We start from the raw sequence: 25,808 nt of genomic DNA on the forward strand, positions 1-25,808 counted from the left end.
TTCGTCGGTCTTAATTTTCGCTGCCGATAAAAAATATGGTACATCAAACGAAGAAACATTTTGAACTTCTTGACGCCATGCGTGGGGTAGCCGCAATCGCAGTCGTCCTGTTTCACTTTATGGAAATCGCCCAACCGGATTATCGAAATAGTTTTATTCCACATAGCTATTTAGCCGTTGATTTTTTCTTTTGTTTATCGGGTTTTGTCATTGCCTATGCCTACGATCAGAAGCTGGCCGCAATCGGTCTAAAACGATTCTTTCTCTTGCGTTTGCTGCGATTGCACCCATTGGTTATCATCGGTACGTTGATTGGTTTATTCGCATTTATTTACGATCCATTCAGCAGTTTGTCTGGCTCATTTTCTGTTTTGCAAAAGATGGGGATGTTCATCAGTGGGATAACGTTGATTCCATACCCGGTTGTACCAGAACGCTATTTTAATCTTTTTCATTTAAACCCACCTACATGGTCGCTATTTTGGGAGTATATCGCTAATATAGCCTATGCTTTGGTACTGGTACGGATTCCAAAAAAGTTTCTTTGGGGGATAGTGCTCCTTGGTGCAGCAGCGCTATGTGCCGAATCATTTCGTTCGGGCTATTTAGCTGTCGGTTTTGGAGCAGACAACTTTTGGGCTGGTGGAATTCGTTTATGGTTTTCGTTTTCAATGGGACTACTTATTTTTAGATCGAACTGGACCATTTCCAACAAGCTTCCTTTTTTCGGTGTTCTAGGTCTACTTGCCGCCGTATTTTTTATTCCATTTTCTGAAGCTTATGGTAAATACATTGATCCTATTGTCGTTATCTTCTATTTTCCTTTATTACTCTTACTGGGGATAGGAGGGCAGCCTGTGTTTGGAGGGGTCAAGAAGTTATGCAAGTTTTTAGGTGATATCTCCTATCCGCTCTATATCATTCATTATCCATTTATCTGGATTTTTATGAGCTATGTAGAACTTAATCACCCATCGAATAAGCAAATGGCTGTGATTATTGTTATTGGAATGCTGTTGTTGATTTTTTTATCTTTATTAGTCTTTAACTATTTAGATGAGCCTATTCGGAAATATTACGGTCGAAAACTAAAGTAAATGGCGATGAAGCCAGCTACTGATGAACTGGAATACCTCCATTTTGCAGTCTTCATTAAGAATTTCATGCCGCATGCCTGCATATAATTTAAGGGTTATATCGGTCTGTCCCTGTGCCCTTAACTGTGCCGCACTTTTTTCAACGCCTATGCCAAAATCTCCAATTGGATCATCCTGTCCGCTGATAAATACAATTGGTAGGTTTTTTGGGATATTCTTGGTAGCCTCGATAGCTGTCGCTTGCAAGGAAAGGTCTAATACGGTATGAAACCCATTGTTGGTAAACAATCCCCCACAAAGAGGATCTTCCAAAAATGAAATACGGTTTGTCTTGCTTATGCTTAACCAATTGCTGTTATTTTGGTTAGGCTCGTTCTTAAACCGAGCATTATTACGTTTGTCAAAAATGCGATTGATCAATTTACTTCTTCCTTTAGGGGCAATACTATTGAGAAGAGTGAGTAAAAGGCGAAAGGCCATGGATCCTTTTTGACGTTGGCCTGTCCCCACGATAATGGCCCCTTAAATTGCCGACCAATTTTTTGTAAAACACAACGTGTGACAAAGGATCCCATGGAATGCCCTAAAATAAATTGAGGCAGTTGCGGATAGGTTTCACGTAAGAAGTTACTCATTGTAATGGCGTCATCAATAAGTTGTTTTTTAGCCCCATGCTTTTTAAAATAACCCAATTGATCGACCTGTAGCGCCGTTTTTCCATGGCCCAATTGATCGTAGCTTAAAACCGCAAAATTCTGTGTAGTCAGATAACTGGCCAATTCTTCGTACCGACCACTATGTTCCTGCATGCCATGAACCAAGAGTAATGTTGCCACTATTTGATTGTCGTCGGGTACATACAGACGATAGAAAATTTTATGTTCAGGTTCAGTCGTTGCGCTGATTGTATAAAAATTGGAAACTACCTTGCTCATTATACCACTTTATTTTAAGTAAAGTAAGATAATTTTAGTGCATTTGCAAGTTTAACAATCTTCTTTCAGATGTTGTTCGGATGAAGCCGAAAGCCTTTCAGGGCAATTGATCAATAAAAATTAGCACGATTAATTTTTGTGGTTTGGGAATATTTTTTAGATTTGCATTAATTTAGAATTAATTTAAATAAAGTAGCTGATCTATTTTAAACATGGGCTTGTCTGTATGCAGAAATTGTTGCAAACATCGAATTCGGAACGCATCCATGTTCTAAAAATATACGCGTTTACACATATTCTGATGAAACCAACACGATATATTCCGACCCGTGTTATCGTATAATTAAAGCTCAATTTGCAGAATAATTGAGTAGGGAATGAATAGGTTATGTTGCTCCATCACCTTCAAAAGACAAATAAAAGAATGAAAAAGACACTTTTGGCAGCTTTATTATTCGCTGCATCTTATGCACAGGCGCAGACAAACTCGTTGATGAACGGCGAGTTCTGGAAGGGCAAACCTACATTGACCGTTGTTAAAGCAGAAATCAGCAAAGGAAATAGCCCTTCTCAGCCGAATGCGGCATCCTTTGATCCGGTCACTATGGCTATATTAAATGGTGCTCCGACTGATGTCGTCAAATTCATGATCGAACAAGAAGGGAATAGTGTAACCAAGAAGACACATCACAGCCGTAGTTATTTACACTGGGCAGCGTCAAGTGGAAATGCTGAATTGGTCGATTTTTTAATAGCGAAGGGATCTGATGTCAATTACCAAGATAGCCATGGTTACTCAATTGTCGCTTATGCAGCTTCAACAGGAAATACAAATACTGCTGTGTATGATGCCTTGTTTAAAGCAGGTGTGAATCCCAAACAGAAATATGAAGGTTGTGCAACTTTGATGATGCTTGCAGCGTCTGCAGACAAGGACCTGGCATTGACGGATTATTTCATAAAAAAAGGATTATCTATTCAAGATAAAGATGAGTCGGGCCGTACGGTAACGGATTATGCTGCTAAACTTGGAAATACCGCGCTTATGGAGAAATTCATCGCCCGTGGTGTAAAGCCGACCAACAATGCGTTGTTTTTTGCGACTCAAGGTTCTAGACAAGCTTCTAACGGTTTGGCGGTTTATACCTATTTGGTTGAAAAGTTCAAATTGGATCCTAAGGCGGTAAATAAGGAAGGTGCTACTGTACTGCATGCTTTGGTTCGTAGGCCAGATATGGATGTGATCAATTATTTTTTGGATAAAGGTGTAGATGTCGCAAAAGCTGACAACGAAGGAAATACGGCACTTATGGTGGCTGCTAGTGGTAAAGATGCTAAATTGGTCGAGTTGCTGCTTACTAAAGCGAAAAATGTGAATGCTGTAAATGAAAAAGGAGAATCTGCATTGACTAAAGCAATAGCAAATGGAACTCCTGAAGTAGCTGCGGCATTGGTTAAAAATGGAGCCGATACCAAGGTATTGGATAAGGAGGGCAATAACTTAGCGTTCTATTGGTTTAATTCTTACAAGGAATTGCCACAGGGGGGCAGACCAGGTGGTCAGGGAAATGTGTCACAAGGGGATGAGTTTAAAGAAAAATTAGCGATCCTTAAGACGAACGGATTGGACGTTATTGCTCCGCAAAAAAATGGTAGTACATTGTATCATTTGGCAGTAGCCAAAGAGAATGTGAAGCTGATCCAGAAAGCTAGCGAACTTGGAGTAGACATTAACGCACAAGATAAAGAAGGAACGACGGCACTACATAAGGCAGCTCTCCTAGCTAAAGACGATTCCATATTAAAAACATTGGTTTCGCTTGGTGCAAAAAAGGAATTGAAAACAGAATTCGATGAAACAGCTTATGACCTGGCGAAAGATAACGATTTCTTAGCTAAGTCCAATGTGCAGCTTGACTTTTTGAAATAAGACAACATCGTATTTCAGTGGTATTTCTAATCATATCGATGAAATATCCCGATAAATAATAAAAATATTGGTAACGCTGAACGGACTACGGATACCTTAAAATTAGATACAATTGAAGATGAATAACATATTTAAAACAACGATAGCCACTCTTTTATTTTCAATGGCAGCCCTAAGCTCTTTCGCACAGGCAGCTAAATATAAGTGCATGATCCAAATGAATGCCTACGAAGGTGAGAAAGCCTACGTCGTGATTTCACTGATTAATCCTAGTGGAGCTTACGAAAAAACACTCGCCGTATTGGGATCTGATAAACAATGGTATAATACCATCAAGGAATGGTACAAGTTCCAAAATAAAACGAAAGAAAAGTTAAATGCGGTGACGGGTGCTTCAGTGGGTGGCGGTGACCGTGCCATGCGTACATTGGATATTGACGAATCGAAGTTCAACAAAGGGTATAAACTCCGTTTTGAATCTGCTGTAGAGGAACAAAAATATCATACTGCCGATGTTGAAATCCCTTTAACAAAAGAAGCCATTACCGAAAAAGCGAACGGCAAGGGATATATCAAACTTGTCAAGTTAAATAAAATACAATAAAAGAAGGGTTAAAAATGCTGGTATCTATTTGGAGGTATGCACATTTAGCCTTAGCTATTGTTTCTTCTATCTTTTTACTTTTATTATCGATAACTGGCGTAATATTGGCCGTTGACGCTGTCAACGAAAAAATTCCACCTTATCGGGTTGAACATATTGAAACTTTAAACCTTGCGCAGTCCGTAACAGCCTTGCGCAAGGTTTATCCCGAAATCATAGCGATTTCGGTAGATCACAATCAATTTGTGAGTATTGATGCCATAGACGCTGATGGCAATACCGTGAAGGGTTATATTGATCCGAATACCGGGCGTCTGCTTGGTCCCCAATTGAATAAGTCCCAGTTTGTTCAATGGGTTACAGCCTTACACCGTTCACTCTTTCTGAAAGTGACCGGCCGGGTGATTATTGGTGTGGTTTCATTTCTGTTGTTTCTTATTACTATTTCAGGAATTGTTCTGATTGTTAAGCGTCAACAGGGCGTTCGACACTTCTTTGCCAAAATCAATCGGGACTTTTTTGCCCAGTATTTCCACGTTGTTTCAGGACGTTTATTTTTGATACCAATTTTGATATTGGCCCTAACTGGTACCTATTTATTCCTGGTACGTATTGAAATCTTAAAAAAGCCGAATCAAACCATCGAATATCCCAATAAGATGAAGGAAGATATCGAATTGGAGGTGGCAAAATTTTCAATATTCCAAAATACAAAACTTGTTGATTTGAAGACCTTGGAGTTTCCGTTTATGGAAGGCGATCCTGACGAATATTTTGTATTGAAGCTTCGCGATCGGGAATTGATCATCAACCAGTTGAATGGAAGCTTGCATAAAGAAGTCAAGTACCCCTTTACTGCATTGGCCGAAGAGTTGTCTTTGGACCTTCATACGGGTAAGACCAATATTATATGGGCTATTGTACTGGGGCTCGCATCGTTGAATATTGTGTTCTTTATTTATACAGGGTTCGTCATTACATTCAAGCGCACGCGTACAAAAATCAAGAATAAATATAAACCTGAAGAAGCGGAGATTGTTATTCTTTTCGGAACGGAAAATGGAAGTACGCTGTTTTTCGCCAATCAGATCCATAAACAGCTCTTGGCGGATGGGCAAAAATCGTTGCTGCTCGGAATGAATCAATATCAATGCTTTCCAAAGGCAAAACACTTGCTTGTGTTTACTTCGACATACGGGCTAGGAACAGCACCCTCCAATGCACTTCAATTTGAACAAAAGCTCAATAGCCATCCACAAAAACAAGATGTACAATTTTCGGTTCTAGGCTTTGGTTCAAAAGCCTATCCCGATTTTTGTGCTTATGCGCGCGAAATTGATTGTTTACTAGAAAAACAAGGTTGGGCTTCGCGTTTAACAGACTTACATACCGTTAATGATAAGGATGTTGATGAACTTATTTCATGGATACATGACTGGTCTTCGCAGGCCACTATTGCACTCGCTTCTGCACCAGCTATTTATAGTGCTAAAGTTGTCGGACTGACGAAATTTAAGGTGGTAGCGAAGTCTGCTGTTTCAGCGACTAACACGACCTTTACTTTAGTGCTGAAGCCTGCAAGTAAAATTAACATGCAATCGGGCGATTTATTGGCAATCTATCCCGCGCAAGATCAACGTGAACGTTTTTATTCGATCGGCTACAAAGATGGAATGGTGCAGCTCGTGGTGAAATTGTTTCCTGATGGATTTGGTTCTAGCTTCCTCTATCGATTGGAAACTAATCAAACCCTCCAGGCACGTGTCATGGTTAATCCAAGTTTTCATTTCCCGAAAGCAGCAAATGCAGTCGCTTTAATTGCGAATGGTACAGGGGTAGCACCCTTTCTTGGCATGATTTCAGAAAATGAAAGTAGGACGCCTTTGCGTCTGTATGCTGGTTTTCGCCATCGAAATGAAATGACTGCGCACTATGTGGATTTTGCTGATGAGCAGATAAAGCTGGGACATCTGAAGCAGCTTGAACTGGCTTTTTCGCGCGAGGAAAATCCACAATATGTCATGGACCTGATCCGTCGGGATGCGCTATATTTTGTCGAATTGCTTGAAAAAGGAGGTTGTGTATTGCTTTGTGGTGCATTGCGTATGCAGCATGATGTTGAACATACTTTAAATGAACTTCTCCTAGCGCATGTCGGCAAAACTATTGCCGACTACAAAGAAAGTGGACAAATCTTAACGGATTGTTATTAGTAAATTGATGGTACAATGGTAAATCCCGTCACGAAGACTACTTTTGGTATAGATCGACTTTATAATTCCTTTTTGGATCAATCTCATGAAGAACAATAAACAATGTGTCCTGCTTTTAATGCTCTGCTTTGTGTCCATTACTTCGGGGATTGCGCAGGTCTTGGTCAAGCGGCAGGTTACCCTTATGGGCTCTGTTTTTGAAATCAGCTTGGTAGATCGGGATAGCGCGATTACAAATCAGCATATCGATGAAGTCATCTCCGAAATAGATCGAATAGAAAACCTGATTTCAGAATGGCGTCCGCAAACCCAAATAGCAGCGGTGAACCGCAATGCAGGGATTAAGCCCGTTAAGGTGGATCGGGAAGTTTTTGAATTAACAAAGCGAGCGATCCAGTATGCTCAAAATTCAGGCGGAGCCTTTGATATTAGTATTGTTGCCTTGGATAAAGTTTGGGTATTTGATGGTAGTATGACCACGATGCCTACGGAAGATCTGGTTAAAAGGTCTGTCGCCAAGGTGGGCTATCAACACATCCGTCTCGACAGTGCATCTTCGACAATTTTTCTGGAATTGCCCGGTATGAAGATCGGTTTCGGCTCGATCGGGAAGGGCTATGCTGCTGATCGTGGCAGGGACATAATGAAGGCAAAGGGAATTGAAGCAGTATAGTTAATGCTTCCGGAGATCTTTCGGCTTGGAGAAACCCACCCCGGGGGGACGCCTGGAAAGTGGGTGTAAACAATCCGTTCAAACCCCATCAAATGGTCAAAGTTCTTCATTTGAATGAAATGGCCGTAGCAACTTCAGGCAGCTATGAGAAATACGCGGAGATCAATGGGAAACGGTATTCACATATTATAAATCCAGTGACAGGTTATCCAGCTACGGGATTAACTTCAGTGACGATTTATGGACCTTCCGCCGAGATTGCAAATGCCCTCAGTACCTCAATTATGGTACTTGGTGAGAAAGAAGGAAAAAAATTAATTCAGCGTTTCCCTGCATACCGTTATATTTTTATTACCGATAAGGTAAAGTCATTCAGCAGCGGTGGAAGTAATAGACCACACAGCATCATTTTTTTTCTGAAAGTGTCTGATCTTATTGGCCAGAAAGAACCTTCAGTTTGCTTTCATTGCTGTTGGTGTCTGCGAAGTCATGAAGGTTTTGTTTTATTCCCGATAAAGTAGGTTGAATGCATCAGCTATTAGCTGATTATCTCGTATCTTTATCCTAACAAAGCGTATACGAAAGAAGACGGTAGAGAACGTGTGCTTATTGGTCAGAAAGTTGAAGTCAGCAAGAAGAAAGATTCATGAAAATAATTTAAAGTAAAAGTTTGACTAGTTCGTCTATGCTGCTATGGACATTGCATACCAAAATCATATGGCAGAAAAAAATTCCAGATCATTTACGGATATCGTTAAGACTTATGGAAGTCAGCTGCTACGTTTTGTTAAGGGAAGGGTAAAGAAAACGGAGGATGCAGAAGATATCTTACAGGAAGTCTGGTATCAATTTAGCCGTTTGACCAATATGGACGAATTGGAGAATGCGGGAGCATGGCTCTATGCTGTCACACGAAATAAGATTACAGACAGCTACCGGAAAAAGAAAAGTGAATCGCTTGATGAGCTTATAGCGGGTGACGAGGATAGCGAAAGTACGTTTCCTATTCGTCAGCTCCTTTTAGCTGACGACTCCAATAATCCTGAGCTAAAATTATTTAAGGATATTTTTTGGGATGAGCTGATGAAAGCATTGGAGGAATTGCCGGAAAAACAACGTCGGGTTTTTGTGCTCAATGAACTGGAAGAGAAAACTCTTCAGGAAATTGCAGTCATGGAAAATGAGAACCTAAAGACGATTATCAGCCGAAAAGGGTATGCAGTGAAGCACCTGAGAATACGGTTGCGAAGTTTGTATGAAGAATTAAAATTTTAAAAGGATTAAGCTATGAATGGAAGAATGAAAAGACAGCGGAAGGGTAAATTCGCTTTTATGGTTGTCGCTATCATCGTTGGTGTTTTTTTGTTGGTAGCATTACTACAATATTTGTGGAATACATTAATGGTTGATATTTTCAATCTGAAAGCAATTACCTATTGGCAGGCGCTGGGACTCTTTGTCTTGTCGAAAATCTTGTTCGGCAGGGGCTTCGGTAAACCGGGAGGTGGCCGATTCCGACGGGATTTTCCGCCTCAGATGGAAAAAGGAGAAGATCTTTCCGATGAGGAAAGGGAACGTTTGCGCGAAGAATGGAAGCGTCGTTTTGGAGGACGATGCGGGTTCTGAAAAAAAGAATAAAAATTTTAAAGTAAAAACTGTTGTTGGGCGTCTTCTTCTATAAAGGCGCCTTTTTTTATGCCGATATCCTAATGGTAAACAAGTAACAGAACGCGAGGATCTGTCAGCAGGGATGTTGGATAAAACAAATAGTTAATTAAAACATACAAATGATCTAGGAAAATTCTATGTGCAATGTGCTGAAAATAGATATAATCCGCAATCATTTTTAAAAAAATGTATTCAAATGAAAAATAAACTTCGATTTATATTGCCACGCCTTATTGTGCTTACGGCAATAGCAGGATTAGCAACATTGATTATTGGGACGATCTTTAAGCTCTTGTTGTTTGGGACAATTCTCTTTGGTATAGGAAGCTTTGCCGCGGCAAGAATGCGTAGAAGAGATAGACAAGCATTCAAAATGGATAGGGCTCCGGTATATCCGAACGTTCACCGTCATTATAACACTGTGGTTGCAATTGTTCCATTACAAGGGCAAAAACGTGCTAAGAAAGCAACAATAGTTCCAGTTTACTAAGGTTAAAAATTGCAAGACGAGGAAATTCATCCCACATCAGTTTACACGTATTATTCAATATTAAAAATTAAAAACATGTTTAAAAGAAATCATTATACCAACGGATATTCAAATCATAATAAATTTTGCGGACAACATTTCAAAGACCGCTTTGAAAAATTCCAACAACAGTTTTTTGATGGTGAAGCCGGGCACAATGCTGGCGTACAGCAAGCTGTTCCTGTAAATATTGCCGAAAATCAAGAATTCTATGAAGTGCAGCTTTTTGCCGCTGGACGTAAGAAAGAACAATTCCAAGTCAGCATAAATGACGGGATACTGAAGATTTCATGTACAGAAAACACCCAGGACAATGCCATAGATTATATCTATAAAGAGCAGGATGGATTGGCATTTGAACGTGAATTCCAATTAAATGAACAAGTACTTACAGATAATGTGCATGCAAGTTTCGAGGATGGGGTATTGACGGTTATCCTTCCAAAAGATCTTGAAAAAGTAAAACGGCCACAAGAGGTTGTTATTGATTAGTAAAAACCAGTTTTGATCTGGGCGCACATCAAGGCTGCTGATGTGCGTAGCCTTAAATCAGCGTAAGAGCTGATGTTGAAAAAGGACAGCATCGAATTTTGCTGTCCTTTTTCTGTCTCTTAATTTACCGCCAACCGGTGCCCAAAAGCAGTGAACAGTAAACGAATTTCGAATAGCTGTTTGGCACTATGGTCCTTATATCCGTACTGCTTTTCTAAGTATTCCCAGAATTTGTCTCGATTGTTGATCATTGCCATAATAACCTATTTGGTCTTAGATCAAGATAATCTCAAAACGGAAATGTACTAACACCAGATTATAGGTAACAACAATTTTTAATCAATTTTTAAACAGTATTCAATCATTGTTTATTCAGTATGCACTGAGCGATCACTGAACAAGAACTGAGCGAGCACTGAACAAGCACTGTCAAAAGGCATAACATGATACCTGCCAGATATTCGCTTGATTGAAAGGTATAAAGGTTAGGGATTTGGAGTTTACGCAGCTATAGATCAGCTAGGGCTATAAGATGGTTACAATATCCCTAGTTGGTTTGTGCATGCTAAACTGGCTTCTATCTGTGCTGGTGAGGCTTGGCTTTATTGTAGCTCGTATGGCACTGTGTGAAGTTTATTTAGATGTTATGTTGTGAAAGCTACTCCGTTCTTTTAAGTTTTTTATTGAGTTGCTCTTTGCCAAATCGCCAAAAGAAATAGAATAAGCCTATAACAACTATAATTGCCATAAAGGGCACAAATATGGCGAGTATGGTCAAAATGGTTGAACCGATGGTTTCCATGGTCGAGATCATAAAATTGCCAAAACCTGCCGTCCCAACAGACGAGACTGCACGGGTACCAGCTAGCGCTGTGCTGATGGTCGCCGCGGTACCGCCACCAGCGATGATTGCCATAGCCCAGCGGAAAAAGGGTGAAATATCTGTAAACTGTATGGCAAAAAGTAAGGTGCCGGCTATCGTCGCGAGAGGAATTGAAAGGCTGTCCAATATATTGTCAATAAAAGGAATGTAATATCCTGCTATTTCCAGGATCATGGCTAGGCTTGTAGCTGCCAAAACAATAGGTGAGCCCGCCCAGGCCAATTCATTGCCAACCTGGAACAATTCAAGCCGACAGCCAAGGCTCAATAAGAATAGCGGCATGAAAACCCGGAAGCCGGTAGCTGCAGCCAGACTCAAGCCTATAAAAGCACTTACCAAAAATGTGGATAGCTCACTCATGGTCAATATTTTTGATACAACCTAATTATAGAATAGTAAAAGAATCGCTTTTGTTTTTCAGACTTCCAAAAATCGTCATATTCTAGCTGCTCATTAAAAGATGATTTTTAGCATTTTATATAATTATATATTGTGTATATAGATTTTGATTATAGTGTATCGAATCATTCGATGTACAAGTGGGATCTCATTTGTGTAATTTTATGAAAGTGGGAGTCAAACAATTTGATCACTTAAGATATTATATAAATAAACTTTCTTTTCTTATGGACAACAACGAAAAAGACATTAGCAAATGCCCATTTCATAATGGTACGATGCGCAACGCCGTTGCGGGAGGGGGAACTCAAAATCAGGACTGGTGGCCAAATAGACTTCGTGTAGATCTGTTGAGACAACACGCGAGCAAGTCAAATCCGATGGACGAGGGCTTTGATTATGCGGAAGCATTTAAACAATTGGATTTAGAAGCCGTAAAAAGAGATTTGCATGCCTTGATGACCGATTCGCAGGACTGGTGGCCTGCTGACTTTGGACATTATGGACCATTATTCATCCGGATGGCTTGGCATAGTGCAGGAACCTATCGGGTAAGCGATGGTCGAGGCGGAGCTGGGTCTGGGCAACAACGTTTTGCACCACTGAATAGCTGGCCTGATAATGTGAGTTTGGATAAAGCACGTCGCCTGTTGTGGCCTATCAAACAAAAATATGGTAAAAATATCTCCTGGGCAGATTTATTGATTTTAACAGGGAATGTTGCTTTAGAGTCTATGGGCTTCAAGACTTTTGGTTATTCTGGTGGACGTGTGGATGCTTTTGAACCTGAATTGGATGTCTATTGGGGTTCTGAAAAAACATGGTTGGGCGGTGATGTACGCTATGCTCATGGTTCAGAAGGCGTAGTGGAATCACACGGTGTATTATCTGCCGATGATGATGCAGATGGTAAACAACATTCGCGCAATCTTGAAAAACCGTTGGCAGCGGTACAGATGGGATTAATTTATGTTAATCCGGAAGGACCAGATGGAAATCCAGATCCTATCGCGGCTGCAAAAGATATACGGGATACTTTTGGTCGGATGGCGATGGACGATGAGGAAACTGTCGCTTTGATTGCTGGAGGGCATACGTTTGGAAAAACACACGGAGCAGGTCCTGCCGACAATGTCGGAAAAGAACCTGAAGCAGCCGGCATAGAACAACAAGGGCTTGGTTGGAAAAGTACCTATGGCAGTGGAGTAGGAGCAGATGCGATCACGAGTGGCTTGGAGGTTATTTGGACACAGAAACCGACAGAATGGACCAATCTCTTTTTTAAAAATCTCTTCGAAAATGAATGGGAATTAACAAAGAGTCCTGCAGGAGCGCATCAATGGGTAGCCAAAGGAGCTGATTCGACTATTCCAGATCCTTTTGATCCAACTAAAAAACGTAGGCCAACGATGCTGACGACAGATTTGTCCTTGCGTTTTGATCCAATTTATGAAAAGATCTCGCGTAAATTTTACGAAGATCAAGACGCATTTGCCGATGCATTCGCTCGCGCCTGGTTTAAATTGACGCACCGTGATTTGGGACCACGAGAGCGTTATTTAGGTGCCGAAGTTCCTGCTGAGGAATTATTGTGGCAAGATCCTATTCCTGCTGTCGATCATGCTTTGGTCGATGCTAATGATATTAACATGTTGAAATCTACCCTATTGAGCGCGGGGCTCAGCACTGCAGAGCTCGTAACGACCGCTTGGGCTTCAGCTTCTACTTTCCGTGGGTCTGACAAGAGAGGTGGTGCAAACGGTGCGCGGATACGGTTGGCTCCGCAGCGTTATTGGCAAGTCAATAATCCAGCACAATTGCAAAAAGTTCTTACTGCGCTTGAGCAAATTCAACAGGACTTTAATGGAAAGCAACAGGGCGGAAAGAAGATTTCCTTGGCAGACTTAATTGTCTTAGGTGGTGTTGCTGCGATAGAGCAGGCCGCTCGTGCAGCTGGACATGCTGTCAACGTACCGTTCCATCCGGGGCGTATGGATGCATCACAGGAACAGACTGATGTAGAATCCATGGGCTATCTTGAGCCAATTGCGGATGGATTTAGAAATTACCGTAAAGGTGCTTATACCGTGTCTACGGAATCATTATTGATCGACAAAGCACAATCACTTACGCTATCTGTTCCGGAACTAACGGTATTGATCGGCGGACTTCGTGTTCTTCAGGCAAATTTTGATGGTTCTGCATTAGGAGTGATGACAGATCGGCCAGGCCAATTGACGAATGACTTTTTTGTCAATCTATTGGATATGGGAACAGCTTGGAAAGCCATCTCTCCGGATCGGGAAGTTTTTGAAGGATCAGATCGTAAATCTGGTGTTAAAAAATGGGAAGCCGGACGTGCAGATCTTGTTTTTGGTTCCAACGCTGAACTGAGAGCTGTTGCTGAAATATATGGCAGTGCCGATGCAAAAGATAAATTCGTACAAGATTTTGTGAAGGCATGGACTAAAGTGATGGAGTTAGACCGTTTTGATCTGCATCGCTAATTGTTAAGAATATCAGTTTTTCAAGAAGCCAGGTCCGACGCGAACCTGGCTTCTTGTTATTTTAGATTTATCCAGATAACCCTGAAATTAACCTTTTGCTCCGCCGCTAAGATTGGCTCAGATTTTTATGATGTACCTGACCAATATTTATCGCTATGGTCTACGACATGGACCAATTTATTTAATGAGAATAGCAGCCAAAAAAGAACCAATTTTTGCCTCTAATATCATTTTAATCTCACTTTAACCAAATTTTAATTTAATATATGAAGAATTATGGAATTTTCTTTGGGTGTTTCCTATTTTGTGAAATAAAATTCAAGATTTGTGCTACTTTTTCTTCTTTGATCGGTAGTAACTTTGTAATGGTTTCAAAGGAATCTTTGATACATTGTTAGGTTAAAGCTATGTGGAAGCACTTTATTTTTCTGTTTGCAGCACTGTTGTTATCATTTAAGAATTTAAATGCAAACAGTCTTGTACTGAAAAGTGAAAGTGTCGAATCCCAGTTTTTATCTGCAAAAAATCCTTCCAACAATGCGGACCATACACACATCGTCCATTTTCTTAAAGATCATAGTCAATTTTGTTCGCTTTACCCATCGCTTCAATCCATTGTTGCGGAATTGGACGCCGAAGTGGCACAAGATTGGTTGATGGAGCGTTGGTTGGTTACGGTTGATTTGCTATGGCATGAACTTCTGCCATCCCCACAACAGAAAGATTATCGGTATGAACATACCCTTGATCTAGAGCATATACCCATCGCTCGATTTTTGCTGTTTGAGCAAATCAAAATTCCATGCTAAAGCATACGCTTTTCTTCACATCATACAGGCAAAGAGAACTGTCATTTCTTTTCTAAATTTATTTATTTCTTAAAATATACCAATGCACGAGCTAAGTATAGTAAAGGATATTTTTGATACGTTGACCTCGCATTATGAGGCTAGGGTAGATGATATTCAAAAAATTCAGGTCACAGCAGGATTGCTATCCAACGTCCAGCCTGTATTAATCCAAAATGCATTTGATGCTTTTATTGCTGAAAATACGCAATACCAAGATATGGAAATGGAAGTCGTTGTAAACGATATCATTGCATATTGTGAACATTGTCAGAAAAACTTCCCGGTTCATTTTCATCGATTTGTATGTGATTGCGGACAAGCTTCTAGTACAATTGTTCAAGGGAATGAACTCTATATATCAAAAGTAATTTTTAAACAAGACTAAAATCGTTTATCATGTCAGACAATACTTCAAATCCTAAAAGTTTAGGTAACCGTGTAGGTTCGGTTCAATGTGAAAATACAACGCTACATTTATTAAAAGCAAATGATTTTGTCGCAAAAGCCATCCGCGATAGACTGAAAGACGTTTGTGTGATCAATGTATGTTCTTCTCCGGGTTCGGGTAAAACCACCTTGATGCAAGAAACGGGAAAACGTTTGGCCAAAGATCTGAATATTGCTGTTTTGGTGGGTGATCCGGAAACCGAACGTGATGCGGTTCGTATGCGTGAGGTAGGCATTAATGCATTGCAGATTGTCACTGGTGGAATGTGTCATATTGAGGCACAAATGATCTTACAAGCCCTGGATCATATCGATATCGAAGGAATAGACCTGTTGTTTATTGAGAACGTCGGGAATTTATTGTGTCCATCAGCGTTTGATTTGGGTGAAGATTACCGCGTGACCTTATTGGCGACCACAGAAGGGGACGATAAACCGAAAAAATACCCACGTATGTTTTTAACAAGCGAATTGATGTTGGTTTCCAAAGCTGATTTACTGCCATATGTACCTTTCTCGGTAGATGCGGTAACGAAAGATGCGCGCGAGGTGAACCCCAATTTGGAAGTTATTACAATCAGTACATTAAATGGTGACGGTCTTGATACCTGGTGTGATTGGTTGAAAGAAAGAGTTCAGGCGAAAAAAGATCAATATAAGGCGCTTGAAGTAAAATAACGGCCAATTGATAAAAGAGTGGTATAGCAATGATCCGCGCTTCATTGTTATACTGTATATGTTGACATGTTATTTGTGTTTAGAGGAAATAGATTTGACGGAGAACGAAACTGTGTCAGTGCCGTTAACGAAATGAAGAAGATAGGTTTACAATATGAATGAGCTACCTGTACCAATAGATAAAATTGTAGCAAAGCATGAGTTTGCTCTTAGTGAAGTCGATCAAGTGTATCTTGAATGGTATGAAGTCCACAAAAGGCGCCTAACACGCAATACAACGGGCGGAAAGACAATCTTTATGCAATTGGAGCAAGGTGCGGAATGGCATCATGGCGATGCTTTATTTCATCAGGAAACGCTACAGGCGATCCTGGTTGTCAAGCCTACGTTGACCATAAGATTCAATCCAATAGATTTGGTGCAGCTTGCAGATTTTGGTTATTTTATTGGAAATAGACATCTGCCCATATTCAACGTAACAGATGCCCAATCACTTCGTCTTCCTTACGATGGACGGCTCTATGAGCAGGTCCTGGCAAAGTATGGAACCTCGATTCAATTGGAGGAAGCCTTACTGTTATCCGAGAATTTGATTCGACTGCAGGCGAGAAATAAAAAGAAAGCAGATTTAAGCGGAACAGATGAACATGTTGATCCGCGTAAGCAAATCCTAAAAAATAAGTAGATGAAAGTGAATCGTATTATACCTGTATTGCTTTTGGCATGTTTGTGTTTGGTGAGCGCCTGCCAAAATCGGCAAGCAGGTGCGGTCAGCAATCAAGTGAAAGCTGTCGACAGCCGTGGAAAAGAAGTGGTATTAGCGCATACGGCACAACGTGTGGTTGTATTATTTCCGTCCCTTGTTGATGAAGTCTACATGTTGGGTGCTGAAAATAGCCTTGTTGGTATTCCTGAACAGGTTTATCAGTTCGAAGATACCTATAAGTTTTTATCCAAATTGGATGATAGGATCGCAAAAAAAACACTGGCGACACCTACTTTCGCAGGCCAGGCAAATAATGTGGAAAGCATAGTGAGCTTAAACCCTGACCTTGTTTTGACATTCAATACCGATCAGGATAATATTTCCCAACTAGAAGATCTTGGAATTCCAGTGTTCACTTTTTCTTCGCAGGATGAAAAAAGTATTTTTAATGAACTGACAGGGATGGGAGCATTACTCGGAAAGAAAGCGCGAGCGGAAGAAATTGTTCAGTTTGTTTCGGCGGAGATCAAAAAAATGACTGCTCCCAAGGATCAAATACAGAAGAAGGTTTATTACGCTTGGTCTAAAGGTCGGGTACTTTCGACATCCGGTCGTGGTAGTTTGATTGATATGGCGATCCGCCTTTCGGGCGCAGCTAACGCCTGTCCGTTGGAAATGGAAGCCCCAAATGTCGGTGCAGAGACAATTTATAAATGGAATCCGGACCTCATTATTCTTTGGAATTCTACATTGGCAGACGTCTATAACTTAAAGGAACTCGCAGCCTTACCTGCAGTGCGAAATAAACAGGTATTTGTGATGTCACCGTCGTTTCCATTCGACCCACATACCGTCAAATTTATGCTTTTTGCCAAACAGATAAGGCATTGGTGTTTTTCGGATTATACGAAACAGCAACTTGACCAGGATATGGCTATCGCTTTTGAAAAACTTTACGGTAAAGCAGGATTACTTCAATGATGCATCAATTAAAAAAGCTGTTATTGCTCGTTGTTCTGCCATTGTTGGTTTTATTGTTTTCCCTATTGGTGGGCTCAAGCCAGAACATTGGTTTTGTTGAGCTCTGCCAACGCATTGGATCGGAAGTGGGGGGATATTTAGGTCACCCTACTGCGGTATTGAAGGATAATATGGATACGATATTGTGGCAGGTACGTTTACCACGGATTCTGCTGACCTTTATGGTCGGAGCTGCTCTAGCGTCTTCTGGCGGAATCTTGCAGGCCATTTTTAGGAATCCAATCGTTGATCCCTTTACATTGGGTATTTCTTCGGGATCTGCTTTTGGGGCTGCATTGGCTATGTTGTTTCCGCTATTGCCGGTCAATATATCCGCATTTTTGTTTGGTGTATGTGCTGTGGGGTTGACTTATTTTGTTTCAAATGCTGGTTTGAAAACCTCGATTATTGGGATGGTATTGGCAGGAATGGTTATTTCCGGTGTATTTACAGCCATGTTAACCTTGTTGCAATACATCAGTGATCCCTATAAATTACAAGCTATTGTACAATGGACAATGGGGAATCTGCATACGGCCTCCTGGTCGAAAGTACAGCATGCTTTTCTGCCGATAACGATAGGATTGGCTATCCTGATCCTGTTTCGTTGGAAGCTGAATCTTTTAGCCTTGGGCGATCAAGAAGCAATTGCTGTTGGCGTCAATCCGAAAATATTGAAACTGGGATTTATTGCTGTAGCTACACTAATTACGGCATCTGCCGTTGCAGCTGTAGGGGTAATAAGTTTATTTGGATTAATTGTTCCACATATCAGCCGGATGATCTTTGGCCCCAATAACAATATTGTTGTGTGGGCAAATATCAGTATTGGTGGTACCTTTCTTCTACTGATCGATGATTTTTCTAGGGCGGTCATGCCATTTGAAATTCCGATCGGTGTATTTACAATGATTATTGGCGCTCCCTTGTTTATTTACCTGATGCGTCGTAATGAAATCAACTGGAATTCATGAGTAATTCGATTCATATCAACAACCTTTCTTTTGCCTACGGTAAGGATATCATTTTAAATGATGTAACCATGTCATTCCCAAAAGGAAAGCTTTCTGTTATTCTCGGTCGGAATGGAAGTGGTAAATCCACGCTGTTCAATATTATTGCAGGGCTGGAAAAAAAATATGATGGATCGGTTCTTATTGGTGAAACGGAGCGTCGCGATTGGAAGGTTGGTCGGGCTAATTCATTGAAATTGGGTTTTCTGAACCAGTTCCATCAGACCACATTTCCTTTTAGCGTTGTTGATGTTATTCTGACGGGACGGGTTTCATTTTCTCGTTTTTCACCAAGTAAAGAAGATTTCGAGGCAGTAGAACAGATCTTGGATAAATTTAACCTCACACACTTAAAGGACAAACCCTATACGTCGTTGTCTGGAGGGGAGCGACAATTGGTGTTACTATGTCGGGTATTGGTACAGCAACCTGATTTATTATTGCTTGATGAGCCTACGAATCATTTGGATCTGAAATATCAGATTGCGGTTCTGCAGACCGCCAAGGAGCTGGTCAAGGAGGGGACAACCGTGTTATGTGTAATGCACGACCCTAACATGGCGTTTCTTTTTGGTGATCAGTTTTATCTGATGAAAGACAATAGGCTCGTGGACCTCCACGGTCTGGATCGGGAACAAGTAAGAAATTTATTGGAACAGACCTATCAACTTCCTTTGATTAGTTTGGAAAATCAAAAGAAATGGATGTTTGTTCCGATGCTGAGTGGTGCTGCGGCATTTGAACCCATTGAGGGGGCAGAACATAGTCCAACAACCGTCATTGAGCTGAATACCCCCTGATGAAGTGCTGGAGTAAGCGCCTTTGTAAAAATATCATGGGTTGTAGGTGAGATGCCCAGTTAACGGGGCGATTATTTTAAAATAGCGATAACACTATGAATATATTTAAAGACAGTGGTCATATATTGATTGAAAATAAACGGATGAGTAAGGGATCTCTTCCCGCTCAACCTCAGTTGAAAAATATAACCATATCTCGTGTTGAAGAGGAGGATATTGATGTCGTATTACCTTATGTCATTGAATTTCGGAAACAGTTGTTTCCGATGTTGGATTCCAATAAGCTTCCTAAGGATCTACTCGCATTTTCAGCAGTGTATCTTGAGGCTGAAGCTGCTGCATTCTTGCAGGCAAAAGATCATCGGGGGTAATTTGATCGGCGTGGTTGGTATGTCGGCTTATGACTACCGTTTTCCGCATTTGGATATAGACAGAAGGAAAACGGTGGAAGTTGCCCGGCTTTTTGTGGATCCGAGTTACCGTAGGTCAGGTTTAGGAACAGCCTTGTTCAAAAGTTTGGTCGCTGTAGCTAAGGAGAAAAGTATAGAAAGGCTTTATTTACATACGCACCCATTCTTGACAGGAGCCTATGAGTTTTGGGGAAAACAAGGCTTTCAATTAAAGGACTATTGTAATGAATCGAATTTTCCAACGATACACATGGAATTATTCGTTGATCGTATTGCTTAAACCCAATTTGGGTAATCCAAAAAAAAGAAAAATTATTCTAATGAACAACATGATGAAAGCGCTAGCTTTCGCTTTATTGACAAGCGCTTCCGTACCGGGAGCCGTATATGCACAACAAGGTGTGGCATTATTTGGAAAAATTCAGGATGAAAACGGTGATCCCATCGCTGGGGTTACACTGACCTTAGTCGATGGACAACAACAGACAAGTTCTAATGCTCAGGGCGAATTTAGTTTTACCGGAATAATTTCCTTTCCTGTACAGTTACGTGCAGATGCAATTGGGTATAAGCCTGTATTGCTGGATTTGAACGCCGCTAGCTGGAATGCAAAAAAAGGAGTTCGATTACTGATGGTGGCCGGTGATAATACCTTGGATGAGGTATTGGTAACAGGTAGACGCAACAATTCTTATTTGACAAACGACATGGAGTTGGGCGGAAAATTTGCTGGAAAATTAAAAGATCTTCCACAATCTGTTGCTGTTTTAAGTAAGGAATTTATAGAGGATAAGCAGGCATTCAACACAGGGGCATTGGTTCAGGATCTGGCTGGTGTGACCGAAGCATCTTCCTATGATGATGTTGTCATTCGTGGCTTTAAAAGCGGTTATGAAACGGGTGTACGGCTTGTCAATGGCTTACGCTCGGGGTATGGTTATGGTAACAGTTATTATAATTCTCCCTTAACAATCAATCTTGAAAATATCGAGGTTTTGAAAGGGCCAGGAGCATCTTTATTTGGAGATATCGTACCGGGTGGTACAATTAATATGACGACCAAGAAGCCTTTGGAAGATTTTAGAGGGCATGTGAATTTTTCAAGTGGTAGTTTTGAAACGATGAGAACAACTGTGGATCTCGGTGGACCACTGGACAGTGCCAAACGTATTTTATATCGTTTTAATGCGGGTTACGAAGATACAAAGACTTTCCGCGATGTAAATCGCCAGAAACGAATCATGGTGGCTCCTTCGTTCACCTTTAAACCAGCTGAGGGCACGGTGGTGGATATTGATATGGTGTATAATCAGTTCAACGGTTATCTTGATCGGGGAATGGGTATTAAGGAAAATAACTTTTATGCTTTGCCAAGATCATTTACGTTGAGCCAGCCTTCCGATTTTTATAATTCCAAGACTTTTTCGTTAAGCGGCCGCTTGTCTCAGCGTCTGGCAGAACATGTTAGTTTGAATCTGAGCTACATGAAATCCATCTATCAGGAGGATGTCAACGAACATCGGACAATGAACACCTTTGCTGATGCGCCACATAATACCATTATGAATATGCGTTTTTTTGATCGTCATGGACGTGACTATACAGATAATGTTGTGGGTTATGTTAAATGGGATCTTTTGGGCGATAGAGTCGATCATCATTTTGTTGCAGGAGTTGATTTTGCACAATATCGGGGCGACAAAGAAAATCAATTGCGGGAGGCGCGGCAGCAAACTGTAGATGGCAAAGTCGTCCCGTTGACTTTTGATTTGAACAATCCCACTTATACCACGCATGATCTAACGAATTATGTGTGGCGCACGGGAGTCGCTTATCCTTTTTTGAGTCCCTACAAAACAACGGGTAAATATATTCAGGATCAAATCAGCATTGACGAGCGATTGAAACTTATTGTAGGTCTTCGTCATGAGCATTATTCTTCTGAAACACTTGACGGAAAAAATCGCTTTCATGCAACGCAAAATGCCTTATTACCTCGTTTTGGTGTAACCTATGGAATCAATAAGCAAATTAACTATTTTGCAAGTTATTCACAGGGCTTTGTGCCTGTGGGCGCCAATTTTATTCAGAACTATAAAGATTACGGAGCTTATAAACCCTTTGATGCCGAGCGGAGTTTCCAGGTGGAAACGGGGATGAAGGCTGGTTTTTTTAAAGAGCAATTGCAAGTTGATCTATCCTTATTCCGAATTGAACGACGGAATATGCTCATTGCCACAGGGGCTATCAACGATTCAGGGCTGCCGGAGTATAGACAATCTGGCAAAGCGCTATCGCAGGGTGTCGAACTCGATGTGCGTGGGCAGTTGACACGTGAGTTCCAGATTATGGCCAATTATACCTATAATGATACGGAGGTAAAATCATCTTCTGTTCCTTCTGAAATCGGGCAGTCCCTACCGGGAGCACCTAAAAATATGGCGAGTGCCTGGTTGAAATATGTGTTTTCAGCTAGTACATTAAAAGGTTTGGGTTTTGGTGCCGGTGTTTATTATGTAGATCGTAAAAGGATGGATAACAGTATCGGAAAGGATAGCGAAGGAAATGCACTCTGGGGGCAATGGCCTTCGTATACCACTGTAAATGCTGCTGCCTATTACCACATTGGTGCGATGAAAATGGCCTTAAATCTGAACAATGTATTCGATAAATATTACTTTTTAGGTGGTTTTGACTACACGAGAGCCTTTGCTGGTGCACCGCGAAATGTCATGGTATCAGTGGGTTACTCTTTTTAATGCTGAAATAGTAATCTAAAACCGCCAAAGCGGGCTTTTTCAACAAATTTGGACTATTTAATTCAAGATTTGTGCTAGTCAAGTAGCCCGCTTTGGTTGTAAATTTGAACAACAAATAATAGTATTGTGAACGCAAGAATGAGGTATAGTTTAATCTTTTTAGTTTTTCTTTTGAGCACCCTGCTCATGAAAGGAATAGCTATGCCATCACATTCTACTGTTCAGCATTTACCCCTCGTCCGCCTAAGTCTGTCTGTATTTCCTTCTCATGTAGATAAAGCTTTAGGACAGTCAGAACGGGAAAATCTGTTAGCTGCGGTTAAAGATCATGATGTCTATGATATCACCGAACAGATGGACCTCAAAGATGAATGGAGCAAGCTGCTCTATTGGGGCGTGCTTTCAATTTGTCTTTTTGTATTCTGTTATCCTGTACGTCTCAAAATTCAGAATAACAGAAGGCCTTATATGGATCGATTGATTCTTCCGCCAAATATATTCTTTTCCAAAGTTTAAAGATCCCATTTCTGGGGTAAAAATTTCCATTTCTTACAAGGGTTGAGAAAAGACAGACCTTGCGCTGTGTAGGGGTGTAATCTGTCCTATTCATCACGATTTTGAACGATTTTTTTAAGTCGTATGACCTTGTCGTGACCTGTACCCACCGTGACTTGTTTTTAATTCGAATAACAACAATTTAAATAATATTTATATGCATTTATTACCTAGAGAGACAGAGAAGCTATTGCTTCATCTTGCCGGCGAACTAGCGAAAAAACGTAAAGCTAGAGGACTTAAATTAAACTATCCGGAGTCTATTGCATTGATCAGTAGTGAACTTTTAGAAGCTGCTCGTGACGGGCGTACTGTTGCCGATTTAATGCAGTTTGGTGCAACATTGTTGACACGTGAAGATGTTATGGAAGGTGTGCCCGAAATGATTCATGATGTACAGATAGAAGCAACATTTCCAGATGGTACAAAACTGGTTACTGTTCATAACCCGATTCGCTAATTGTTAAAAATATAATCTATGATCCCAGGAGAATTTTTTATTGCAGATGGCTATGTGATCTGCAATGAAGGTAGAGAAGTTACAACCATCACTGTGACAAATACAGGCGATAGGCCCATTCAGGTAGGTTCACATTTCCACTTCTTTGAAGTGAACAAAATGATGGAGTTTGATCGCGAGAAAGCTTTTGGTAAGCGCTTAAATATTATCGCAAGTACTGCAGTACGTTTTGAACCAGGCGAATCAAAAGAGGTCGAATTGGTTCCGTATGCAGGTGCAAGAAGGATCTATGGCCACAATGATTTGGCAAATGGAGATACCGAAACCGAAGTTGCGAAAGCAAATGCAATGAAAAAAGTAAAAGAACAAGGCTTTAAAAACAAAGTGTCATGAGTTTAAAAGTTAGCAAATTAAATTATAGCGCCATCTTTGGCCCTACAAGTGGAGATAAAATCCGTTTAGGAGATACAGATATCATTATTGAAGTCGAAAAAGACTACGCTTACTATGGCGATGAAGCCAAATTTGGCGGTGGTAAGACCGTGCGTGACGGGATGTGCCAATCTTCCGTTCATACACGTGATGAAGGTACACTGGATATGGTGATCACTGATGCTATTGTTATTGACCACTGGGGTATCGTGAAAGGTGATATTGGTATTAAGGATGGTAAAATTGTTGGTGTTGGTCGTGCTGGAAATCCGGATACCATGGATAATATTACACCAAATATGATTATCGGTGCTTCTACGGAGGTGCATGGTGGATCAGGATACATCTTAACTCCAGGTGGTATTGATACCCATATCCACTATATCAGTCCAACACAAGTTGAAACGGCCTTATATAGTGGTGTTACAACAATGATCGGGGGCGGTACAGGTCCAGCGGATGGAACAAATGCAACTACAGTAACACCGGGTAAATGGAATTTACGCCGCATGTTACAAGCTGTTGAAGATCTTCCAATGAACTTTGGTTTTTTTGGTAAAGGAAACGTTGGTACTGAACAACCTATTGTTGAACAAATTGAAGCTGGTGCCTTAGGTGTTAAAATCCACGAAGATTGGGGTGCTACACCAGCAACAATCGACAGAGCGTTGACGGTTGCTGATCAATATGATGTGCAGGTGGCTATCCATACCGATACGCTGAATGAAGCGGGTTTCTTGGAAGACACGATCCAGGCAATCAACGGACGCGTGATCCATACATTCCATACGGAAGGTGCTGGCGGTGGGCACGCTCCGGATATCATCAAATCTGCGATGTATCCAAATGTATTGCCAGCATCGACAAATCCAACACGTCCATTTACAAAAAATACAATTGACGAGCACTTGGATATGCTGATGGTTTGTCACCACTTGAGCAAAGAAATTCCGGAAGACGTGGCTTTTGCCGATTCTCGTATCCGTCCAGAAACGATTGCAGCTGAGGATGTACTACAAGATCGCGGTGTATTCAGTATCATGAGTTCCGATTCGCAGGCAATGGGACGTGTAGGTGAAGTCATCACACGTACTTGGCAGACTGCAGACAAGATGAAGAAACAAGTAGGTCCATTGCCTGAAGATGAAGGTAAGGACAACGACAATTTCCGTGCACGTCGCTATGTCGCGAAATACACGATCAATCCAGCAATTGCCCACGGTATTTCGAAGTACGTTGGTTCTATCGAGCCTGGTAAAATTGCCGATATGGTGATCTGGCGTCCAGCTTTATTTGGCGCAAAACCAGAAATGATTATTAAAGGCGGGATGATTATCGCTTCAAAAATGGGGGATGCGAATGCTTCTATTCCTACACCACAACCTATCATCTTAAGAACCATGTTTGGCGGTTTAGGTAAAGCCGTTCACCAAACTTGTTTTGACTTTGTCTCTAAAATTTCATTGGAAAAGGGAATTAAAGAAGAGTATAAACTAGAAAGAACCTTACTTGCCGTAGAAAATTGTCGGAATATCTCCAAAAAAGATATGATCCACAATGATGCCACACCTGAAATTATCGTCAATCCAGAGAATTATGAGGTAAGTCTTGACGGCGAGATCTTGCGGTCAAAACCTGTTGATACAGTTTCGTTGGGACAACGATACTTCTTGTTTTAACCCTATAACTACTTTTTATGGCGTGATCCGATGTCACGCCATAAGCTATGAAAAACAATAGGTTGATG

The 25,808-nt window shown here is 41.0% G+C and carries 26 protein-coding genes and 1 pseudogene; 24 read left to right on the top strand and 3 right to left on the bottom strand.

Translation table 11 applies throughout. The features are described 5' to 3' along the window. The first annotated feature begins 35 nt into the window (after nucleotides 1-35). The gene (locus DTA23_RS22220) at nucleotides 36-1,097 is read left to right on the top strand and encodes an acyltransferase family protein (protein WP_112376077.1); all 1,062 of its coding nucleotides are present in this window, start codon (nucleotides 36-38) and stop codon (nucleotides 1,095-1,097) included. Here the strand turns inward: DTA23_RS22220 and DTA23_RS28090 are convergent. Together DTA23_RS28090 and DTA23_RS28095 are read right to left on the bottom strand one after the other, a co-directional pair. Beyond that, the gene (locus DTA23_RS28090; protein WP_218565448.1) at nucleotides 1,089-1,577 is read right to left on the bottom strand and encodes a serine aminopeptidase domain-containing protein; all 489 of its coding nucleotides are present in this window, start codon (nucleotides 1,575-1,577) and stop codon (nucleotides 1,089-1,091) included. The two genes, DTA23_RS22220 and DTA23_RS28090, sit on opposite strands and share 9 nt — an antisense overlap. Then, nucleotides 1,514-2,032 carry an alpha/beta fold hydrolase gene (locus DTA23_RS28095; protein WP_218565449.1) on the bottom strand — a complete coding sequence of 173 codons (519 nt, stop codon included), beginning with the start codon at nucleotides 2,030-2,032 and terminating at the stop codon, nucleotides 1,514-1,516. The genes DTA23_RS28090 and DTA23_RS28095 overlap by 64 nt, the downstream gene beginning before the upstream one ends. A gap of 424 nt (nucleotides 2,033-2,456) precedes the next feature. Here DTA23_RS28095 and DTA23_RS22230 point away from each other — a divergent pair, with 424 nt between their 5' ends. From DTA23_RS22230 to DTA23_RS22265, 8 genes and pseudogenes are all read left to right on the top strand, one after another. After that, a complete protein-coding gene (locus DTA23_RS22230; RefSeq protein ID WP_112376559.1) occupies nucleotides 2,457-3,962 on the top strand; it encodes an ankyrin repeat domain-containing protein in 1,506 nt (501 codons plus the stop codon). A gap of 118 nt (nucleotides 3,963-4,080) precedes the next feature. Then, a complete protein-coding gene (locus DTA23_RS22235; RefSeq protein ID WP_070567915.1) occupies nucleotides 4,081-4,566 on the top strand; it encodes a DUF2271 domain-containing protein in 486 nt (161 codons plus the stop codon). 14 nt (nucleotides 4,567-4,580) lie between these two features. Continuing rightward, nucleotides 4,581-6,779 carry a PepSY domain-containing protein gene (locus DTA23_RS22240; protein WP_112376078.1) on the top strand — a complete coding sequence of 733 codons (2,199 nt, stop codon included), beginning with the start codon at nucleotides 4,581-4,583 and terminating at the stop codon, nucleotides 6,777-6,779. Between the two features lie 184 nt (nucleotides 6,780-6,963). Beyond that, nucleotides 6,964-7,973 (top strand): annotated as a pseudogene (locus DTA23_RS30105) (FAD:protein FMN transferase). Nucleotides 7,974-8,169: 196 nt separating this feature from the next. After that, the gene (locus tag DTA23_RS22250; protein ID WP_201303555.1) at nucleotides 8,170-8,727 is read left to right on the top strand and encodes an RNA polymerase sigma factor; all 558 of its coding nucleotides are present in this window, start codon (nucleotides 8,170-8,172) and stop codon (nucleotides 8,725-8,727) included. A gap of 12 nt (nucleotides 8,728-8,739) precedes the next feature. After that, nucleotides 8,740-9,078 (top strand): hypothetical protein, encoded by a 339-nt coding sequence (locus tag DTA23_RS22255; protein WP_046675405.1) that lies wholly within the window; start codon nucleotides 8,740-8,742, stop codon nucleotides 9,076-9,078. Between the two features lie 238 nt (nucleotides 9,079-9,316). Next, the gene (locus DTA23_RS22260; protein ID WP_070567901.1) at nucleotides 9,317-9,610 is read left to right on the top strand and encodes a hypothetical protein; all 294 of its coding nucleotides are present in this window, start codon (nucleotides 9,317-9,319) and stop codon (nucleotides 9,608-9,610) included. Nucleotides 9,611-9,685: 75 nt separating this feature from the next. Continuing rightward, a complete protein-coding gene (locus DTA23_RS22265) occupies nucleotides 9,686-10,141 on the top strand; it encodes an Hsp20/alpha crystallin family protein (protein WP_070567899.1) in 456 nt (151 codons plus the stop codon). Between the two features lie 658 nt (nucleotides 10,142-10,799). Here the strand turns inward: DTA23_RS22265 and DTA23_RS22270 are convergent. Further along, entirely contained in the window at nucleotides 10,800-11,384 is a 585-nt protein-coding gene (locus DTA23_RS22270; RefSeq protein WP_112376080.1) for a DUF4126 domain-containing protein, read from the bottom strand. Between the two features lie 266 nt (nucleotides 11,385-11,650). Here DTA23_RS22270 and katG point away from each other — a divergent pair, with 266 nt between their 5' ends. The 15 genes from katG to ureC all read left to right on the top strand — a co-directional run bounded on the left by katG (nucleotide 11,651) and on the right by ureC (nucleotide 25,740). After that, complete coding sequence (gene katG, locus DTA23_RS22275; RefSeq protein ID WP_112376560.1) at nucleotides 11,651-13,930, top strand: catalase/peroxidase HPI; 2,280 nt, start codon at nucleotides 11,651-11,653, stop codon at nucleotides 13,928-13,930. A gap of 407 nt (nucleotides 13,931-14,337) precedes the next feature. Continuing rightward, on the top strand, nucleotides 14,338-14,739 hold the full coding sequence (locus tag DTA23_RS22280; RefSeq protein WP_112376081.1) for a hypothetical protein: 402 nt from the start codon (nucleotides 14,338-14,340) through the stop codon (nucleotides 14,737-14,739). A gap of 82 nt (nucleotides 14,740-14,821) precedes the next feature. Continuing rightward, nucleotides 14,822-15,166 (top strand): hydrogenase maturation nickel metallochaperone HypA/HybF, encoded by a 345-nt coding sequence (locus DTA23_RS22285; RefSeq protein ID WP_046675411.1) that lies wholly within the window; start codon nucleotides 14,822-14,824, stop codon nucleotides 15,164-15,166. An 11-nt stretch (nucleotides 15,167-15,177) separates the two neighbouring features. Further along, nucleotides 15,178-15,906, top strand: a complete 729-nt coding sequence (hypB, locus tag DTA23_RS22290; protein WP_112376082.1) for a hydrogenase nickel incorporation protein HypB — start codon at nucleotides 15,178-15,180, stop codon at nucleotides 15,904-15,906. Nucleotides 15,907-16,060: 154 nt separating this feature from the next. Next, complete coding sequence (locus DTA23_RS22295; RefSeq protein ID WP_112376083.1) at nucleotides 16,061-16,591, top strand: urease accessory protein UreE; 531 nt, start codon at nucleotides 16,061-16,063, stop codon at nucleotides 16,589-16,591. Continuing rightward, entirely contained in the window at nucleotides 16,592-17,593 is a 1,002-nt protein-coding gene (locus DTA23_RS22300) for an ABC transporter substrate-binding protein (protein ID WP_112376084.1), read from the top strand. It abuts the gene before it with no gap. Beyond that, entirely contained in the window at nucleotides 17,590-18,606 is a 1,017-nt protein-coding gene (locus tag DTA23_RS22305) for a FecCD family ABC transporter permease (protein ID WP_236586027.1), read from the top strand. The genes DTA23_RS22300 and DTA23_RS22305 overlap by 4 nt, the downstream gene beginning before the upstream one ends. Next, complete coding sequence (locus DTA23_RS22310) at nucleotides 18,603-19,445, top strand: ABC transporter ATP-binding protein (protein ID WP_112376085.1); 843 nt, start codon at nucleotides 18,603-18,605, stop codon at nucleotides 19,443-19,445. The genes DTA23_RS22305 and DTA23_RS22310 overlap by 4 nt, the downstream gene beginning before the upstream one ends. A 95-nt stretch (nucleotides 19,446-19,540) precedes the next feature. Beyond that, the gene (locus DTA23_RS29670; RefSeq protein WP_256604609.1) at nucleotides 19,541-19,816 is read left to right on the top strand and encodes a hypothetical protein; all 276 of its coding nucleotides are present in this window, start codon (nucleotides 19,541-19,543) and stop codon (nucleotides 19,814-19,816) included. Nucleotides 19,817-19,826: 10 nt separating this feature from the next. Then, nucleotides 19,827-20,135, top strand: coding sequence for a GNAT family N-acetyltransferase (locus DTA23_RS29675; RefSeq protein WP_256604703.1), 309 nt, complete (start codon nucleotides 19,827-19,829; stop codon nucleotides 20,133-20,135). Continuing rightward, nucleotides 20,080-22,614 carry a TonB-dependent receptor gene (locus tag DTA23_RS22320; RefSeq protein ID WP_239468835.1) on the top strand — a complete coding sequence of 845 codons (2,535 nt, stop codon included), beginning with the start codon at nucleotides 20,080-20,082 and terminating at the stop codon, nucleotides 22,612-22,614. The genes DTA23_RS29675 and DTA23_RS22320 overlap by 56 nt, the downstream gene beginning before the upstream one ends. A gap of 126 nt (nucleotides 22,615-22,740) precedes the next feature. Beyond that, nucleotides 22,741-23,130, top strand: coding sequence for a hypothetical protein (locus tag DTA23_RS22325; RefSeq protein ID WP_146753181.1), 390 nt, complete (start codon nucleotides 22,741-22,743; stop codon nucleotides 23,128-23,130). Between the two features lie 196 nt (nucleotides 23,131-23,326). Next, nucleotides 23,327-23,629, top strand: coding sequence for an urease subunit gamma (ureA, locus tag DTA23_RS22330; RefSeq protein ID WP_070567883.1), 303 nt, complete (start codon nucleotides 23,327-23,329; stop codon nucleotides 23,627-23,629). An 18-nt stretch (nucleotides 23,630-23,647) separates the two neighbouring features. Beyond that, entirely contained in the window at nucleotides 23,648-24,022 is a 375-nt protein-coding gene (ureB, locus tag DTA23_RS22335; protein ID WP_112376087.1) for an urease subunit beta, read from the top strand. Next, a complete protein-coding gene (gene ureC / locus DTA23_RS22340) occupies nucleotides 24,019-25,740 on the top strand; it encodes an urease subunit alpha (RefSeq protein ID WP_070567879.1) in 1,722 nt (573 codons plus the stop codon). The genes ureB and ureC overlap by 4 nt, the downstream gene beginning before the upstream one ends. Nucleotides 25,741-25,808: the final 68 nt, after the last annotated feature.

The organism is Sphingobacterium multivorum (assembly GCF_900457465.1).
Classification (GTDB): domain Bacteria; phylum Bacteroidota; class Bacteroidia; order Sphingobacteriales; family Sphingobacteriaceae; genus Sphingobacterium; species Sphingobacterium multivorum.

Bases quoted from the DNA above. Each gene is read 5' to 3' on its own strand.
- DTA23_RS22220 (WP_112376077.1), top strand. From the start codon at position 36: ATGGTACATCAAACGAAGAAACATTTTGAACTTCTTGACGCCATGCGT.
- DTA23_RS28090 (WP_218565448.1), bottom strand. From the start codon at position 1,577: ATGGCCTTTCGCCTTTTACTCACTCTTCTCAATAGTATTGCCCCTAAA.
- DTA23_RS28095 (WP_218565449.1), bottom strand. From the start codon at position 2,032: ATGAGCAAGGTAGTTTCCAATTTTTATACAATCAGCGCAACGACTGAA.
- DTA23_RS22230 (WP_112376559.1), top strand. From the start codon at position 2,457: ATGAAAAAGACACTTTTGGCAGCTTTATTATTCGCTGCATCTTATGCA.
- DTA23_RS22235 (WP_070567915.1), top strand. From the start codon at position 4,081: ATGAATAACATATTTAAAACAACGATAGCCACTCTTTTATTTTCAATG.
- DTA23_RS22240 (WP_112376078.1), top strand. From the start codon at position 4,581: ATGCTGGTATCTATTTGGAGGTATGCACATTTAGCCTTAGCTATTGTT.
- DTA23_RS22250 (WP_201303555.1), top strand. From the start codon at position 8,170: ATGGCAGAAAAAAATTCCAGATCATTTACGGATATCGTTAAGACTTAT.
- DTA23_RS22255 (WP_046675405.1), top strand. From the start codon at position 8,740: ATGAATGGAAGAATGAAAAGACAGCGGAAGGGTAAATTCGCTTTTATG.
- DTA23_RS22260 (WP_070567901.1), top strand. From the start codon at position 9,317: ATGAAAAATAAACTTCGATTTATATTGCCACGCCTTATTGTGCTTACG.
- DTA23_RS22265 (WP_070567899.1), top strand. From the start codon at position 9,686: ATGTTTAAAAGAAATCATTATACCAACGGATATTCAAATCATAATAAA.
- DTA23_RS22270 (WP_112376080.1), bottom strand. From the start codon at position 11,384: ATGAGTGAGCTATCCACATTTTTGGTAAGTGCTTTTATAGGCTTGAGT.
- katG (WP_112376560.1), top strand. From the start codon at position 11,651: ATGGACAACAACGAAAAAGACATTAGCAAATGCCCATTTCATAATGGT.
- DTA23_RS22280 (WP_112376081.1), top strand. From the start codon at position 14,338: ATGTGGAAGCACTTTATTTTTCTGTTTGCAGCACTGTTGTTATCATTT.
- DTA23_RS22285 (WP_046675411.1), top strand. From the start codon at position 14,822: ATGCACGAGCTAAGTATAGTAAAGGATATTTTTGATACGTTGACCTCG.
- hypB (WP_112376082.1), top strand. From the start codon at position 15,178: ATGTCAGACAATACTTCAAATCCTAAAAGTTTAGGTAACCGTGTAGGT.
- DTA23_RS22295 (WP_112376083.1), top strand. From the start codon at position 16,061: ATGAATGAGCTACCTGTACCAATAGATAAAATTGTAGCAAAGCATGAG.
- DTA23_RS22300 (WP_112376084.1), top strand. From the start codon at position 16,592: ATGAAAGTGAATCGTATTATACCTGTATTGCTTTTGGCATGTTTGTGT.
- DTA23_RS22305 (WP_236586027.1), top strand. From the start codon at position 17,590: ATGATGCATCAATTAAAAAAGCTGTTATTGCTCGTTGTTCTGCCATTG.
- DTA23_RS22310 (WP_112376085.1), top strand. From the start codon at position 18,603: ATGAGTAATTCGATTCATATCAACAACCTTTCTTTTGCCTACGGTAAG.
- DTA23_RS29670 (WP_256604609.1), top strand. From the start codon at position 19,541: ATGAATATATTTAAAGACAGTGGTCATATATTGATTGAAAATAAACGG.
- DTA23_RS22320 (WP_239468835.1), top strand. From the start codon at position 20,080: ATGAATCGAATTTTCCAACGATACACATGGAATTATTCGTTGATCGTA.
- ureA (WP_070567883.1), top strand. From the start codon at position 23,327: ATGCATTTATTACCTAGAGAGACAGAGAAGCTATTGCTTCATCTTGCC.
- ureB (WP_112376087.1), top strand. From the start codon at position 23,648: ATGATCCCAGGAGAATTTTTTATTGCAGATGGCTATGTGATCTGCAAT.
- ureC (WP_070567879.1), top strand. From the start codon at position 24,019: ATGAGTTTAAAAGTTAGCAAATTAAATTATAGCGCCATCTTTGGCCCT.